The 15,236-nt window shown below is 70.5% G+C and carries 14 protein-coding genes and 1 pseudogene; 5 read left to right on the forward strand and 10 right to left on the reverse strand.

What is annotated here, in order from left to right; all coding sequences use genetic code 11:
- Positions 1 to 367: 367 nt before the first annotated feature.
- From C8D89_RS29980 to C8D89_RS28495, 6 genes and pseudogenes are all read right to left on the reverse strand, one after another.
- Positions 368 to 763 (reverse strand): GtrA family protein, encoded by a 396-nt coding sequence (locus C8D89_RS29980; RefSeq protein ID WP_207787482.1) that lies wholly within the window; start codon positions 761 to 763, stop codon positions 368 to 370.
- Between the two features lie 464 nt (positions 764 to 1,227).
- The gene (locus C8D89_RS28485; protein ID WP_165825997.1) at positions 1,228 to 2,073 is read right to left on the reverse strand and encodes a CPBP family intramembrane glutamic endopeptidase; all 846 of its coding nucleotides are present in this window, start codon (positions 2,071 to 2,073) and stop codon (positions 1,228 to 1,230) included.
- Between the two features lie 107 nt (positions 2,074 to 2,180).
- Positions 2,181 to 3,593, reverse strand: coding sequence for an alpha/beta hydrolase (locus tag C8D89_RS28490; protein ID WP_116711522.1), 1,413 nt, complete (start codon positions 3,591 to 3,593; stop codon positions 2,181 to 2,183).
- A 167-nt stretch (positions 3,594 to 3,760) separates the two neighbouring features.
- Entirely contained in the window at positions 3,761 to 3,892 is a 132-nt protein-coding gene (locus C8D89_RS30920; RefSeq protein ID WP_279323418.1) for a hypothetical protein, read from the reverse strand.
- Between the two features lie 46 nt (positions 3,893 to 3,938).
- A pseudogene (locus tag C8D89_RS31285) lies at positions 3,939 to 4,082 on the reverse strand (DUF6448 family protein); the annotation flags it as partial.
- A 90-nt stretch (positions 4,083 to 4,172) separates the two neighbouring features.
- Positions 4,173 to 4,568 carry a hypothetical protein gene (locus C8D89_RS28495; RefSeq protein WP_116711523.1) on the reverse strand — a complete coding sequence of 132 codons (396 nt, stop codon included), beginning with the start codon at positions 4,566 to 4,568 and terminating at the stop codon, positions 4,173 to 4,175.
- A gap of 349 nt (positions 4,569 to 4,917) precedes the next feature.
- Here C8D89_RS28495 and C8D89_RS28500 point away from each other — a divergent pair, with 349 nt between their 5' ends.
- Positions 4,918 to 5,589, forward strand: coding sequence for a GOLPH3/VPS74 family protein (locus C8D89_RS28500; RefSeq protein WP_116711524.1), 672 nt, complete (start codon positions 4,918 to 4,920; stop codon positions 5,587 to 5,589).
- Between the two features lie 124 nt (positions 5,590 to 5,713).
- Here C8D89_RS28500 and C8D89_RS28505 read toward each other — a convergent pair whose 3' ends face one another.
- The gene (locus C8D89_RS28505) at positions 5,714 to 7,108 is read right to left on the reverse strand and encodes a serine hydrolase domain-containing protein (protein ID WP_207787483.1); all 1,395 of its coding nucleotides are present in this window, start codon (positions 7,106 to 7,108) and stop codon (positions 5,714 to 5,716) included.
- 319 nt (positions 7,109 to 7,427) lie between these two features.
- On the opposite strand from C8D89_RS28505, the gene C8D89_RS28510 reads away from it, so the two are divergent.
- The gene (locus C8D89_RS28510) at positions 7,428 to 9,284 is read left to right on the forward strand and encodes a wax ester/triacylglycerol synthase domain-containing protein (RefSeq protein WP_165825998.1); all 1,857 of its coding nucleotides are present in this window, start codon (positions 7,428 to 7,430) and stop codon (positions 9,282 to 9,284) included.
- A 305-nt stretch (positions 9,285 to 9,589) separates the two neighbouring features.
- Here C8D89_RS28510 and C8D89_RS28515 read toward each other — a convergent pair whose 3' ends face one another.
- Together C8D89_RS28515 and C8D89_RS28520 are read right to left on the reverse strand one after the other, a co-directional pair.
- Complete coding sequence (locus C8D89_RS28515) at positions 9,590 to 9,865, reverse strand: hypothetical protein (protein ID WP_116711526.1); 276 nt, start codon at positions 9,863 to 9,865, stop codon at positions 9,590 to 9,592.
- A 296-nt stretch (positions 9,866 to 10,161) separates the two neighbouring features.
- Positions 10,162 to 10,521: a DUF6616 family protein gene (locus C8D89_RS28520; protein WP_116711527.1), complete on the reverse strand. Its 360-nt coding sequence runs from the start codon at positions 10,519 to 10,521 to the stop codon at positions 10,162 to 10,164.
- A 252-nt stretch (positions 10,522 to 10,773) separates the two neighbouring features.
- Between C8D89_RS28520 and C8D89_RS28525 the strand changes: the two genes are divergently transcribed.
- The gene (locus C8D89_RS28525) at positions 10,774 to 11,637 is read left to right on the forward strand and encodes a hypothetical protein (RefSeq protein WP_116711528.1); all 864 of its coding nucleotides are present in this window, start codon (positions 10,774 to 10,776) and stop codon (positions 11,635 to 11,637) included.
- Between the two features lie 29 nt (positions 11,638 to 11,666).
- Here the strand turns inward: C8D89_RS28525 and C8D89_RS28530 are convergent, their stop codons facing one another.
- Positions 11,667 to 12,170, reverse strand: a complete 504-nt coding sequence (locus C8D89_RS28530; protein ID WP_116711529.1) for a MarR family winged helix-turn-helix transcriptional regulator — start codon at positions 12,168 to 12,170, stop codon at positions 11,667 to 11,669.
- A gap of 29 nt (positions 12,171 to 12,199) precedes the next feature.
- On the opposite strand from C8D89_RS28530, the gene C8D89_RS28535 reads away from it, so the two are divergent.
- Entirely contained in the window at positions 12,200 to 12,685 is a 486-nt protein-coding gene (locus tag C8D89_RS28535; RefSeq protein ID WP_207787484.1) for a cupin domain-containing protein, read from the forward strand.
- A 271-nt stretch (positions 12,686 to 12,956) separates the two neighbouring features.
- On the forward strand, positions 12,957 to 14,909 hold the full coding sequence (locus C8D89_RS28540) for an AMP-dependent synthetase/ligase (protein WP_243418453.1): 1,953 nt from the start codon (positions 12,957 to 12,959) through the stop codon (positions 14,907 to 14,909).
- Positions 14,910 to 15,236: the final 327 nt, after the last annotated feature.

Consider the following 15,236-nt stretch of genomic DNA (forward strand, 5'->3'; position numbering starts at 1 on the left):
CTCGATCTTCGTCGCTGATCACCAACCCCGAAGAGGTCATGCAACCAAGATCTCATCTGCACGAACGTGAATCAACTAACGACGCGCGACACTAGCAGCGCCGCAGCGGTGATCGGGTCAAGACCGATGTGCGCGACGCGCGGCATCTGGCCCGGCGGTGCCACCTCGACGAGATCAGCGAGGTGGCCGTGCCCAGCGTGGAGCAGGGAAGCCGCCCGGGACCTGGTCAGAGCCCGGGACGACGTGCGCCGCGATCTGATGTCGGCTCGTCACCGGAACTCGAAGCTGCTGCTGCGCCAGGGCATCGTCGATGGCGGTGGCCGCGGGCAGTCCTCCACGTGGTCGTCAAGGTCGGCACGTGGACCAGCTACATGGCGGGCTCGGCGGAGGTCGGGTCACCATGTGCTCGGCGTGCGTGGCTGGAGAACACCCAGAGCCGCAGGAAGACGAATCGCGCCAGACCGACCGCGCCGGTTACCGCACCGATGAGGAGCACCTGCGCCCACCAGGCCTCGCTCACCACGGGGTCGAGCACGGCAAGGGCGATGGCGGTGGCCATCAACCCGGCTGCGGCCAGCCCGCCGCCCTCCCATTGCGCTGTCCACCAGCCGATCCGCCCGTCGGCGTGGAAGGTCAGCCGCCGATGCAGCTCATTGGCCAGGATGGATGAGACGACGGCGCCGGCCAGGTTGGCCAGCTGGCTGCCGAGTGGCCGCAGCAGCAAGAACACACTGAAGTAGACCAGCGAACTGATGACGCCCACCGTGACGAAGCGGACGAGCTGAGCGGCCGGGTCGTCGCCGTGCAGCCGAGCCCGAGTGCCGCATAGTGCTACCTGCCAGGGCCGCGACGCCTGCGAGCACAGCCGGCACGAACTTGCGGCGGACACTCGCCCACGGTACGGCGGGGGCCACCAGGCGGCCGCCCAGGAGCGTGCACCAGAGAGACAGAGACGGCCTTCCTGGCCGCCACCGCCAGCCACGGCACCGAGTTCGCCACCGGGCTGGTCGACCTCGCGCGAGCGGGTCGTCGGCGCGGCTGCTGGATGTCGTGCCTGGTCGCCGCGGTGTGCTCTCCGGGGTCGAGCCGGGACCGTCATCGGTCGCATATGAGGCCGCCGAAGGTTCCGTGTCGACGCCATGGACGGCATCTGGTCTCCCTGCCGACCGGGTCGCCGCGACGTGGAAGGGCCAGGTCCCCCGCCCTGCGCGGAGACGGCCCGAGCCCTCAAGTCCCGGTCGCTGTGACCTGATGGAGGTTGGGTCGTGAGAGCCTTCTGCGTTCGGTCTTGGCGACCGCGGCCACGAGGGCCCAGAGTGTCGCGCCGAAGGCGAGGTTGAAGATCAGGTCGGCTATGCCCGCCATCGTCGGGGAGGCGAGGACGAACCCCATGACGCTGATCGGCAGGTGCATGACGATGGCCAGTAGCACGCTCTGGGTATGGCCGTAGACCCACACCATGAGCAGCCGGTAGGCCAGCATCCACGAGAAGACCGCGGCCACGGAAAGCACGCGGGGGACAGCCCCGGAGTCAGCTCCGGCGAACAGCGACAAGTGCAGCACGCACCACAGCAGCCCCACGGTGAGCCCGGTCGCCCACGGTCCGTGGCGCTTGCGCAGTTCGTGAGTGGCGAACCCCGTCCAGGCGATCTCCTCGAAGACAGCGGCGACCAGGCCCACCACGAGACCGGTCACCAGCAGGCTCGCCTTCTGGTCGGCGGTGATGATGCCCGGGATGAAGGCGTCCGAGGTGAGCGACAGCGCGCCTTGGATCGCTATCCACAGGACCGGGGCGGTGAGCAGCGCGACCGCGTACCAGCGAACACCCACCCGCCACCGGAGCAATCGCGATCGCAGGTCACCAAGCCCCGCCCTGCCATAGGCGAGGGCGATCATCATGATCGCCAGGAGGGCGAAGACGGGATTACCCGCCATCACGGCCACCAGCATTGACGGATCCAGGTCTGCCGCGGAATCCACCTCAGCGTCGGTGCCGACGAGGTTGGCCGTACCCAGGAAGGCGCCAGGACCGATGACGATGAGGGTGGGGCCGAGTCCGAGCGCCAGTACCACAGCATAGAAGATCAGGACCGCGTGCCTCTTGATGAAAGCACGAGTGGGCGTGTGTTGCCTTGTCCTCATGTCCCAGCCCTGCCTTCCGGTCCATCTCGGCGCTTTCCTCATTCGTCATCAGCGGGCGACGCGGACCTCGGTGCATCGGCTTTCCACTCGTGGGGCGAGGCCAGCAGGCCCAGGAAGCGGTCGACGTCGTACATCGCGGCGTGGGCGGCTGGTGAGAGCGTTGGCAGGAACATGTCGAAGGCGTGGTCGGTGCGGGGGAACTCCACGTACACCGACGGGACACGGACCTCCTGGAGCTTGCGATGCAGCGCGACTTCTCGACGGTGCCTCGAGAGGTAGACGTCGTGCTCGCCGACGAATTGGAGGGTGGGTGGGGTGTTCGGGCCGACATGAGTGATCGGCGACACCCGGCGGTAGAGTTCGGGCCAGTCCTCGGGCTGACCGCCGAGCAACACCTGAGGGGCCCAGTCCCCGGTGTCGTCCACGGCGAGTTCGGACCCGGAGAAGCGTTCCAGGAGCTTGGTGAGCAGCCCGGCGGCACGCTTCTCCACTGCGCTCCGGTTGACGGCGACCTTGCTCTCCGGTCGGTAGTCGCCGGCGAGGTAGTAGCCGATCACACCCCGCACGGTGAGGTCCATCCCGCGGACGTCTTCCGGGGTCAGTAGCGGGTCCACGGGTGTGTAGGCGGCGAGCAGCGCCAGGTGCGATCCGCCGGATCCGCCCCCGAGGACGATGTGCCGAGGGTCGACGCCGTACTGGTCGGCGTTGCGCTTGAGCCAGGCCACCGCCCGCTTCACGTCGCCCTGCATGCCGGGCACGTTGGTCTCGGGTATCAATCGGTACGAAACATCCATCACCACGTGTCCCTGGGCGGCCAGATGCCGGAACCAGGGTTCGGTCGGCCCGCCCTTGTCGAACGCGGTGTAGCCACCGCCGTGGGTGTAGATGAAGCCGAGACCGGAGGGCGGAACGCCGTCTGGAGCCGACCAGAGGTCAGCAAGCAGGCTCCGGTGGGTGCCTGGCACGGTCGCGAAGGCGACGTCACGCACGACGCGCGCCCCCGACGCGACCGCGACCTTCCAGGTCCAGCGCCGAGCCAGCATCGCGCCCCGGGTCCGGGCGGGAATCCCATCGCGCCACTCCGCGCCGAACGCCGCGGTGAAGTCACCCTCTGACGTCACCACCTGGCGGGTGTACATCGCGTTCGCCGCGGCGGCGCTCAGGCCTGCCACGACGACCAGGGGAGCGCCGGGGCCGGTCCGCTTCGTCGCGACGCGGTGCGTTCCGCGCTCCAGCAAGAGTGCGGACAGGCCGCAGGCCGCTCCGGTCGCTCCCGCCGCAGCCAGGAAAGGCGCCAGCGCGGCGCAGAGCAACTTGGGTATCGACAGCAGGAACGCACCGGGCCCGAGCCTCGCGCTCGAAACCCGGTAGAACTGGCTGCTGCCCAGCGCCAGCGCCGAGAGCGAGAGCGTGCCACCGACGATCTTCGACAGCCGGATTGCGTGATTCATCTCCTCACCTCCGTCATTCGCATGGCAGAGAGGGACATCGGCGACGGCGGCAGAGCGAACCTGTGAGGAGCGCCCTCCCGGCGGCCTCGAGGCAGAGACCCGAGCTGTGTTCAGGCCTCGTGGGAGCCCTCAGTCGCCCGTGCGTGCGGCTCGCTGAGCGCCTGCCGCTACAGGCCGTGCGCCCAGAACTGCAGGCCGAGCACGGCCTCGACGTACTCCCGGGCCCGGGGAACGCTCTCGCCGGAGCGCTCCTTGAGCGCCATCGTGTGCGTGTGTCGACGCCGGAGCTGGTCGCGCACGATCCCGCACAACACCTCGCCGAGGTGGTCGGGCCTGCCCTGTGACGGCGAGCTCGAAGGCCCGACGCAGCTCCGCTTCGTCGTCCGCCGGGACGTACGGCGCGACGCGCTGCACCTCTCCGGACGCCATCGCGGCCCGAGCGGCGGTGACCACCGGCCCATCGAGGGAGTCGCAGTGCGGCGGCATCATGCTCACCTCCTTGCCCTCGGCAACGACGCGCCGGGCTGCGGCTGATCCACTGGACCTGCCGCCGCGAAAGAGCGGTGATCGAGTGGCGCGTCACACCCCGGCCATGACGTGCCCGTCGACCCACCTCTCCAGGGCGGGCACCCCGAGCAGGACCAGAACGCCTGCGCTACCGAGTGCGTGGATCAGCACGTTGAACCACGGGGTGATCTCACCGGCCTGCTGGGCGGCGACCCAATAGGGGATCAGCACGATCAAGCCGAGGACCGCTGAAGTGAGCGCGACGTTCTCCCACCAGGGCATCCTGGTGAACAACCCGTAGGTGGCCAGCGTGAAGCCGGCGAGCACGGCGAGCGCGAGGACCTGCGTGACCGCCCACCAGGCTCCCTGCGCCGAGATTCCCGGGCTCGCGAACGTCGGGGTCAACCACAAGAACGTGGTACCGAAGAGGAACAACGCGACGCCACCCACAGTGCGGATCGTGAACACCGTACCCACCTCCGCCGCCGACTCTGTGACGTCGGCAAGCGATTCGGCGAGGGGTCGAGGGTCCCCTCCCTGACGGCCCTTGGTCCGCCCCTGTGCGATCCACGTCCCTGCGGAACCGGGCCGACGTGAGGGCGAGATCGGGCACGAGGTTGTGGGCGCCGTCATCGGCGTGAGCCGGCCCATTCCGAACTGACTCGGCGCTCGACGACCTCGAGCTACTCATGGGCGGCCGCAAAGTCCAGGACACTCCCGGATCGGAGGCGCCGACGTGCACCCGGGCCGATGGGCTCGTCCTGGCCTGGTCGTAGGACCGTGTCGGCCACGCGCGGGAAGACCCCACGGTCGAGGCATGCTCATCGCCGAGGACCTCCTGTTGCTCCTGACCGCCGACGACACCGGGGAGCTGGCTGCCGACGGCACGAACATGAACATCGCGCTCGGTGGGGCGTTGCTGGCCGAGCTCGCACTCATGGAGCGCCTCGACGTCGCAGGCCCCGACGAGCACGTGCGCGAAGGTCGACTGGTCGTCCGGGACCCCAATCCCACCGGTGACGGCGTCCTCGACGAGGCGCTGGCAAGGGTCGGCCACAAGGAGGGCAGGAGACCCCAGAGCGTCTTGACCGCGCTGGGCAGGCGGATCCGGCCGCGGCTGTACGAGCGGCTCGCCGAGGGCAGCCTGGTCCGAGCGGAGCAGGGCCGGATCCTCGGCATCTTCCCGGTGCACCGGTGGCCCGCGGAACACGCCGACCACGAGACGGCGGTCCGAGCCGACGTCCTCACCGCCCTGCGCCAGGGCCTGACCACGGACGCCAGGACCCGAGCGCTCATCTCCCTCCTGCGCGCGCTCAAGGCCGTGCACAAGGCGGTTGCTCCAGAGTCCGTCGGGCTCTCCAAGCGGGAGCTGAACGAGCGCGCCAAACAGATCGCCGAGGACGACTGGGTCGGGAAGGCCGTCCGGTCGGCGATCAACAGCGAGGACGCGGCGATCTACGCAGGAGGAGGGGCCGCGCACGGTTTCTGACCGCACAGGTCCCGAACAGCGAACAGATCGCTCCGCGGTCCGAGAAGGTACAGCGGTCGACCAGGAACGGCTTCGTCGATCGTTTGACCTCGATCTCCAGCTGCACCGGCTCCCATCATCCCGGTCATGGCCGGGCACCGGAATTCTTGGTGAGCGACATCGGTAGGAGACCTGTGTGCAGCGCGGTGACCTCGGCCCCGGGTCGGCGGGCGAACGCGACCGGCACCGGGTCGAGGGCGAGTCCGGCGAGGTCCAGGCGGAAGAGGTCGGGGTCGTGGGGAACCGGGTGCAGGCGAAGCCCGCGACGCACCGCGGGTATCGGCATCCGTCCTCGGATCACGAGCCGGTCGTCGCGGACGAGGACCTCGACCCCCGTGCCGAGGAACAATCGCGGTTGCGGGTCGAGCAGAGCGCCCGGGCCGAAGGAGTACCGGCCGCAGAGCTCCCGCCACACCTGGGGCCGCTGGGGGACGTCGGTGCGCACCATGTCGTCGGGGAGCCCGAGAAGACCCCGCAGCAGTGTCTGGGTGACCGGTGTCGGCGCTCCGCGGGGATCGAAGTGGCTGGTGTTGGCGAACGCCAGGACGCCGAGGCCGTCGTCGGGGGCGAGCAGCATGTCCGACCGGAAGCCCTGCCAGATGCCGTCGTGGCCGACAGTGCGGTGGTCACCGACCTCCCCGCGGAAGAACGACAGACCCAGGCCCGGCAGCCGCGGGTCGGGCTGGTGATGGGGCGCGAACATCTCGGCGAGCGTGTCGGCCGCCAGCACCCGGCCGTGATCGTTACGGCCACCGTTGACCAGCGCAGCGGCGTAGCGCGCCATGTCGCGGATGGTCGAGAAGATTCCGCTCGCGCCGGCGGTCACGATCTCGCGGTCGGCGACCGCTTTCAGGCCGCGGCGGCCGATCTCGTACCCGGTGGCCAGGTGCGAACGCACCCGGTCGGACCGGTCGAGGTCGGTGCTGGGCATACCCAGCGGGCCGAAGACGTGCTCACGGAGGTAGATCGCGAGCGAAGTCCGGGCGACGTCCTCCACGATCTGCCCGAGCACGGCATAGCCATGGTTGGAGTACGCCCAACGGGTTCCGGGCTCGACGTCGACGCGCAGGCCCCGGCCGTAGTAGTCGGCGGGCGAGGACGCCGGGCGGTGCTTGGTGGTGCCCCAGCCCATGTCCGGTCGCAGTAGGTCGGCGGGCGTGCGCACAGCGCGCACACCGGCCGTGTGGGTCAGCAGGTGGCGCACCGTGGCCGGGCGCCACCCGGATCGGGCGGGGACCAGGCGGTAGGCACGCAGGTAACGCTCCGCAGGCGCGTCGAGGTCGACGAGCCCGCGATCACGTAGCTGCATGACCGCGATCGCCGTGGCTGTCTTGGTGATGGAGGCGACGCGGAACACGGTGTCCTCGGTGACCGGAGTGCCGGATGCGACGTCCGCGACGCCGTGGCCGTGGAACCACGCCAGCGACCCCTCGCGCACCACCCCCACCGCGAGCCCTGCCGTCGGCCACCGGTTCAGCACCGCATCGACCCTCGTGGCCAAGTCTGCCGCGTCGAGCGTGTCGAGATGGTCGGTGGTGACCACAGCTCGCCCCCTCCGTGCCCGGGCCGGTGGAAGCCGGAGATTTCCGCCAGCCGCGACCGAGCACCGGAGCCGAAAGTCCCTCCCGGACCGAGCCGCCCGCCTTCGACCCGCCGGCCCAAAGCTCCGAGCGGGGCGAAGGTGCACATCGGTTAGTGCAGATGCCGAGATGTCGCGACGGCCGTTCCACGCGGCGTCGAGGACCTCGCACGGGGCGTTGGGCCCTGGCCGGCGTTCGCCGATGCCCCACAGTGAGGTCGTGGACCCGGTCCGGTTGCGTCTCGACGAGCTGATGTACGCGTGGCTCGACCACAACGACACCCCGATGCAGGTCGCGCTGCTCGGCACGTTCGACGGCGGACCCCTGGCGCGCCCGAACGGTGCGGTCGACGTGCACCGGGTCCGCCGGGAGCTGGCCGCGCGTGCGCACCGGGTTCCGGCGATGAGGCGGCGGGTCGTGTGGACGCGGCTGGGGGAGGGCCGGCCGCTCTGGGCGACGGATCCTGGCTTCGACCCGCTCGACCACATCGAGACCACGGCCCTCCCGCCCGGCGCCGACCTGCCGGGGTGGGCGGCGAACCGGGCGACCCGGCCGCTGGATCGGAATCGGCCGCTGTGGCGGGCGGAGATCGTCGACGGGCTGCACGACGGGCCGAACGGCGTCCGGTTCGCCGTGCTCATCGTCGTTTCGCACGTGCTCGCCGACGGGCTCACCGGTGTGGCGCTCGCGGGCGCGCTGCTCGACCCCGCACCCGGAACGCCTGTGACGATCGCGCCCACGCCGGCCACGGTTGCGCTGCCGACTCACCGCGATCTCGTGCGCCGGCGGCTGCAGGAGATGGGGGCCGCGCTGCGGCGGCTCGGCCAGCGTCGGCGCCGACCGGCCGAGGGGCCGGGACCCGTGCGGCCGGGCATGCGAGAGGTGCGCGACGCGATGGCCGGCTTCGCCGGGCCGGAGCCGGTGACCTCGTTGTCGCGCCAGATCGGCCCGGGGCGCCGGCTGGGCGTCGCCCGGAGGTCGATGGAGGAGCTCAGGGACGCCGGACACGCCCTGGATGTGACGGTCAACGACCTCCTGCTCGCCGCCGTGACCGGTGGCCTGCGGCGGCTCCTGGCCGCCCGCGGGGAGGCCACCCCCGGGCTGGTGCTGCGCGCCTCGGTGCCCGCCGCCACCGGCGCCGCCGGACGGCAGGTCGCGGCGATGTTGATCGCCGACCTGCCGGTAGGCGAGCCCGACCCGTTGCGCCGCGCCGCGCTCGTGCGCCGTGCGACGGCGCTCGGCAAGGCGCGGCTGCGCGGCGCCGGCGGCGACCTCTCCGACCTCCACCTCCCGACGCCGCTGACGCGGTGGCTGCTGTGGTCGGCCCGGCGTGTGGGGAGCCGCCGGCTCACCGTCTCCGTGACCGACGTGCCGGGGCCCGCGAGGCCGCTCTGGCTGGCTGGCGCCCGGCTGCTCGAGGTCGTGCCGATCGCCCCGATGGCCCCGCTCGTGCCGCTCACTGTCGCGGCACTCTCCTACGCCGGGGAACTGGCCGTCGCCGCCAACGCCGACGCCGACATGACCGACCTGGACGTGTTGACCGACGGCATCGCCCGGTCGTTCACCGAGCTGGTGGACCTGGCCCGCACCGGGGCATGCCCGCCGTCGGTGCCGGCGCCCCTGCTGCGGCGCGGCCGTACTGTCGTCGAGGCGGCCGTCGACATCGACCGCCCCGCCGAGCAGGTGTTCGCCTACTGCACCGACCCTCGGAACACGACCGCGTGGAACTCCTTGGTCGACGACGTGAAGCCGCTGACCGACGGTCCGATCGGGCCCGGCACCCGCTACCGCCTCCACACCAGCGCCGGCGGCCGTGTGGTGCAGTACATCGGGTTCGATCCGCCGCGGGCCTGGACGGCCACCAGCAGCGAGGACCGGCTCGATGTGCGTTTCGAGGGCGAGATCGTGCCCCTCGAGGGGCGCTCCCACCTGCGGTTCCGCGCCGAGCTCCGGCCGCGCGGGGCGCTCCGCCTGCTCGCACCCTTCGTGCGGCAGGTGCTGCGGCGACGCTGGCAGCGCGACCTCGCCGTTCTCCGATCCCTCGTTGAGCAGAGCCACAACTCCGCCGGCGAATAACCCCGCACCGAGGAGCCCGAGGCAACGCAGCCGGCCCCCTCGACCTCGCGCCACAGAGCGACCGCGCGCGCGTCCCCTCCGCCCACGCGGGCAAGCAGCGTGCGGTACGAGCGTGCAGCGGCCGGAGGTGCCCGACCTTGGGTCGACCGAGTTCGACGAGCTCTTCCGGCTCGGAGCCGGAGAGCTCCGCGGCCGCGACGACGACGTGGCGGTCTACCACTGCTCGGACCCGGAAATGTCAAGCCGAGTTCGACTCACTCTCGCCGTGAGACCGCGATCCGGAGTCCAAGACATCCCGACATGCGTCACGTGCCGCCCATCGTCAGCAGGGCATCAGGGCCCGGAGCGCTCGAAGCGCGCACCGCCGCCGTCGCACCGAGCCCCATCCAGCCATCGCCCGGGCCGAGCGAAACGACCGACATCGATCTCTGCTGTTCGGCAGGGTGCCACCCATGACGCGCAAGGTGGGCGACGACGCCGACGATCGGGATGCGCGCGGCGCTGTCGATGACGCCGTGGAGCCGCCAGGGCAGCTCGAGTGGGACCAGGTGATGCGAGCGGCGTGGTTCGGCATCAATCACGATCCCGACGCCCCGCCACCCCGAGACGTCCTCGGTCCGGGCACCTGCAGAGCCTCCTGCCGATCGATCCTCGAGTACCCCGCCCGCGGCTGTCGAGGGAGGGCCACGCCACACCTTATTCTGCAGGCGACCTGACATCTCGCCAATCGGTGGGGCAGGAGCCATGTGTCCCGATAACCGGTTCTATGACGTCCGGGTAGCTGAGTTGCGGCTCTGGGTCGACGCGGCGGTCACGGGGCTCCACCTCCCCAACCGCCGGAGGCGACCACCTGTGAAAGGCGAGATCGCTCCGAATTTCATGCATTGAGCTGTATCATGTCGGCGTTCATGACGTCCGGAGCGATGATGCTGCCACTGAAATTGACCTGCTCGAAGTAGTCGAGGAAGCCCTTTTCCTTTGCGCCGGCTTCGAGTCTGTCGCTGAAATCCTTGTCGGGCAGCTTCCAGACGGCCATGTATCGATAGTCGATGCGCTCCGGACCCGTGTTGTCGTTGATGGCACAACCAAGGAACTCGGCGCCCTGTTCGACCAGGCTCATAATGAACGGGCCGATCTTCTCTTCGAAGAATTGGTGTCGCTCCGCTAGGGGGAGCGCGATCCAAGACGGCCTGGCTTTCCAGATCTCGGTGAGGATGTAGCCGCTCACACTGCCCATGGGTGACCTCCTCGTCCGCCCGCCCGAATTTCGTTGTTATACAGACATACTCCAGATGACCGTGCCGCGGCCTCTACGCAACTACGTGAGGCCGTTGCACACCTCTCACGAGTCTGGCTGTCGCCTGAGCGCAGCGCCTCGGGGCAGGTCCCTGAGGTTCTCGCGGTGCTCGCTTCAACGACTTCAAATTCGACCACCCGCACTCGATGCGACCTCCAGCAGCGAGAGCTCTATCTTCGCCACCACGAGGCGATGATCGCGCCGCTGCTGGCGCGGCTGGTCGAACAGTTCCTCGTCCGACGGGTGCGGAACCGGTTCGGTCTCCTCGAGACCCTCCGCCTGCACGCGGTCGAGCGCCTCGAGACGACGGGAGAGCGCAGCCGGTGGGCGAGTCGGCACGCGCGCGACACCGCCTATCGGCTCGAGAGGCATGTGGCGGTGCTGTGGACCGCGGAAGAGCCCGCGCCGGTACGTGCCCTCACCGAGCTGCTCGACGACCTGCACGCCGCCTGGTCCCACACATGTCGGCATGACCGTCCACTCGCCGTCCGGGTCGCGGCAGATGTCCACGACTTCGCCTACGGACGTCAGCGCCTCGACCTGCTGCGGTGGGGGCTCGTCGTGGCCGATTGGGAGCGCGAGCCCGATGCCGGCGTCTCGGACGCGGCCCCCGCCGATCTGGCCCGGGCGTTGGCCACGGCGGCGACCGCGGCCTGGTCTGCGGGTCGAAGAGACGAGGCCGCGACCCTCGCCGCCCGCGCGATCGAGCGGGCCGGCGGACCGTCGAGGCCGGCGGCGATGCAGGGCCGCCGGGTGGACGCGCACCTCGCGATGTTCAGCGGCCGCACGGCCGAGGCCGCGGCGAGCTACCGCGCGCTCGCCGCGTCCTCCCACGCCGCCGGCGACGACCTGCGAGCCATCGTCTTCGAGCTCTCGGCCGCCCAGGCCATGGGCTACGACGGCCGCACCGATGAGGCCCTCGCGAGACCCGCACCTGGTCGGAGACCAGCGGCGAGATCGCTGCTCGCCGCCGGCGTGATGAGCCCTTCTGTGAGCCGCTGGAAGCTCCCCAGGCGATGGAGTCTCGGATCACCCAGCGCGGCCGGCTGGACGTGAGGCGCCACCGGGCTGCCTCGTCCCGACCCTCACCGGGCCGTCTCGAGGCCGTCCTCGGGCGTCGGGGACCTCGGGTGGTCGGCGAAGTCTGCTCGGATGACCTCGAGGTCCGCTCTCAGCTGGGAGAGCCGGGTGGCGCCGAGGAGACGTTCCACGCGCTCCTCGATCTCCGGGACGAGCTGCTGCGCCGCGTCCACGACGGCTCGACCGCGTTCGGTGGGCAGGACGCGCTTGGCGCGCCGGTCGTCGGGGTCGGGCACCCGCACGACGTATCCGGTGCGCTCGAGGTGACCGACCAGCTCCGCCATGGCCTGCTTGGTCATCTGGGCCCGTGTCGCCAGCGTGCTGACCGTCGTGCCGGTGTCGTCGAGATACTGGAACACCGCGCCGTGGGCGGGGCGGAAGTCGGTGAAGCCGCGTTCGACCAGGTGTGGCACGACGAGGTCGTTGAGTGCAGTGAAGGCCTCGCGCAGCTGCACCACGAGGTTGTCGGGACGTTCCTGCCCGGCCAGCACGGGAATCCTCGTTGACATCAGACAAGCCACCTGTCTATCTTCCAGATATGGACATGCTACCTGTCGAAACCCCTCACGCGACCGAGACCCTCCGCGTCGGTGGTGACGAGATCACCGTGCTCGCCGGCACCGCGGAGACCGACGGCGACCTGTTCGCCATCGAGCTGCGGATGCCGCCGGGCGGCGGCCCGCCGGTGATGCACAGGCACGCCCCGAGCGAGGTCTACCGGGTGCTCGTCGGGCAGCTGACCTTCTACGACACGGGCGCCGACGGGCGGACGAGGCGACGAGTGGCCGGCACCGGCGAGACGGTGACGCTGGCCGGCGACACCCCGCACACGATCCGCAACGAGTCCGCGCAGGAGGCGGTGGCCTTCGGCGTGCACGCCCCGGGCGGGCCGATGGAGGGGTTCTGCCGTGCGGCGGCAGCGCTGGCTCCCGACGGTCCGCCGGTGATGGACGAGGTGCTGGCGATCGCCGAGCGCCACGGAATCGAGCTGCTCGGGCCGGTACCGGCGACCGACGGTCCCTGAGCCTCGCAACGTCCGCTCGACCTCTCGGGGCGAGCTGGAAGCATGCGGGACGGCGGGTGGCGGGCGCGACGTCACTGCTCGGCGACCCCGCCGAGCAGCAGGGCCACGAGGACGTCCTCGATCCGGTGCCGGATGTCATCCTCGTCATCGCGAGCTGGGCCCACTGGTTCAACACCTCCAGGCTGCATTCCACGATCGGCAAACACGCCGCTGGTCGAGCCTCCGCTGAATCCGGTGCGCTTCCCGGACCGCGGGTCCCGCGGTCCTGGGCTTGGAGCGGGAGTTTCTGCGGCCTGGTGGCCCGTGCGCATCGGGACGAAATGCCCTCGCCGGCGTCGCCGGGCTGCCCGAGCGTGCCCCTCTGGCGAGGAACGGAGCGGCAGCCGTGACGATGACGAGCAGCGGGACAGCGGACGCCAGCACCTACCCGACTCCGGCGGTGTCGCTGGCCAGACTGTTCCTTGATCGGGTGGCGGCGACACCCGACGCGGAGGCGTTCCGGTTTCCCCGCAACGGCGGCTGGGCTTCGGTCAGCTGGCGGCAGACCGCGCCGACGGTCAGGACGACCGCCGCGGGCCTGCTCGCGCTGGGCATCCGACCTGAGGAGCGGGTGGGGATCGCGAGCACGACGCGGATGGAGTGGCTCTATGCCGACCTCGCGATCATGTGCGCGGGCGCGGCCACGACCGCCGTCTACCCCACCACGTCCGCAGAGGACGTCGCCTACATCCTGTCCGACAGCGGGTCGCGCATCGTGTTCGCCGAGGACGACGGCCAGATCGCCAAACTCCGCCTCCAACGGGAACACCTGCCCGACGTGATCCGGGTCATCACCTTCGACGGCGAGGCGGACGGCGAGTGGGTGCTGAGCCTTGACGACCTGCAGGCGCTCGGTGCTCGGCACCTCGTCGAGCACCCCACCGCCGTCGACGACGCCGTGGCGGCGATCCAACCCGAGCATCTGGCCACGCTGATCTACACGTCCGGGACGACGGGCCGCCCGAAGGGTGTCGAGCTACCGCACCGCTGTTGGACCTACGTCGGCGCCGCCGTCGAGGCCATCGAGTTGATCTCGGCCGACGACCTGCAGTACCTGTGGCTGCCGCTGTCCCACTCGTTCGGCAAGATGCTCTCTGCGGTGCAGCTGCACATCGGCTTCGCCACCGCGGTCGACGGCCGCCTGGACCGGCTCGCGCAGAACCTCACCGAGATCCGCCCCACGTTCATGGCCGGCGCCCCCCGGATCTTCGAGAAGTTGCACTCGAAGGTCCTGCAGACCGTCCAGGAGGAGGGCGGTGTGAGGTACCGGCTGTTCACCTGGGCGTTCGGGGTGGGCGAGCGGGTCGCGCGGGCTCGGCTGCAGCACCGGTCGCCGAGCCTCGCCGACCGGGCCCAGCACGCCCTGGCCGATCGGCTGGTCCTCTCGCAGGTCCGTGCGCTGCTGGGCGGGCGGGTCCGCTTCCTCATCTCGGGCAGCGCCGCCCTGGCCAGCGACATCGGCCTCTGGTTCTACGCCGCAGGGTTGCCTGTGCTCGAGGGCTACGCGCTGACCGAGACCAGCGCCGCCTCCTCCGTCGTCCGCCCCGAGCGCCCGGCCCTCGGGGTCGTCGGCCCGCCTTTGCCGGGTACCGAAATCCGGATCGCCGACGACGGGGAGATCCTGATCCGGGGTCCCGGTGTGATGAGCCGCTATCACAGTCGGCCCGATGCCACCGCCGAGGCGCTCGACGCCGAGGGTTGGTTCGCCACCGGCGACGTCGGCGAGATCGACGATGCCGGCCAGCTGAAGATCACCGACCGGAAGAAGGATCTGACCAAGACCTCCGGCGGCAAGTACATCGCGCCCGGGGCCATCGAGGCGCAGTTCAAGGCCGTCTGCCCGCTGGCCAGCCAGATGCTGGTGCATGCCGACGGCCGTCGCTACGCCACCGCGTTGATCACGCTGGACCCGGAGGCCCTGGCCCAATGGGGTCGCGCGCAGGGCCTCGCGGCCACGGACTACGCCGGCCTCGCCGTGGCCCCCGAGGTCCGCGACTACGTGCGGGCCTGCATCGAGGAACTCAATGAGCGGCTCAACCGCTGGGAGACGGTGAAGGACTTCCGCATTCTCGACCACGACCTGTCGGTGGAGGACGGCGAACTGACCCCGAGCATGAAGGTCAAGCGCAAGGTCCTGGAATCGCGCTACCGGCCGCTGCTCGACGCGATGTACGCCCAGCAGTAGCGCTCGTGACCCATGTAGGGGGGCCGCGGGCACGATCGCCGTCGGCGGCGACGGTCTGCCACCGCGTCGTGACCCTCGAGCGGGTGCTGCCCCGATGACTCGTTTCCCTGACTCGTCTCCCTGTCTCGCCGCCCGGGCCACCTACGCGGCGGCGACGGCGAGGTCACTGTCGAGGCCCTCCTCGACGCGACCCCGCTGATGTGACCGTGGACACATTTCTCCGGGGCGGCTCCACGGACGTGCTGGTCAGGCGGCGGTGTCGGGGGTCGGGTCTAGCGTTCCCGGTGTGAGCATCGACCAGGACCTGCCGGTCGGCCCGAGGGCCGA

It is taken from the genome of Actinomycetospora cinnamomea, assembly GCF_003096675.1.
Taxonomy (GTDB): domain Bacteria; phylum Actinomycetota; class Actinomycetes; order Mycobacteriales; family Pseudonocardiaceae; genus Actinomycetospora; species Actinomycetospora cinnamomea.

Excerpts from the sequence above, each read along its gene's own strand:
- C8D89_RS28535 (WP_207787484.1), top strand. The coding sequence starts at position 12,200 with ATGGACATGCTACCTGTCGAAACCCCTCACGCGACCGAGACCCTCCGC.
- C8D89_RS28490 (WP_116711522.1), bottom strand. The coding sequence starts at position 3,593 with ATGAATCACGCAATCCGGCTGTCGAAGATCGTCGGTGGCACGCTCTCG.
- C8D89_RS28520 (WP_116711527.1), bottom strand. The coding sequence starts at position 10,521 with ATGGGCAGTGTGAGCGGCTACATCCTCACCGAGATCTGGAAAGCCAGG.
- C8D89_RS28525 (WP_116711528.1), top strand. The coding sequence starts at position 10,774 with ATGATCGCGCCGCTGCTGGCGCGGCTGGTCGAACAGTTCCTCGTCCGA.
- C8D89_RS28500 (WP_116711524.1), top strand. The coding sequence starts at position 4,918 with ATGCTCATCGCCGAGGACCTCCTGTTGCTCCTGACCGCCGACGACACC.
- C8D89_RS28530 (WP_116711529.1), bottom strand. The coding sequence starts at position 12,170 with ATGTCAACGAGGATTCCCGTGCTGGCCGGGCAGGAACGTCCCGACAAC.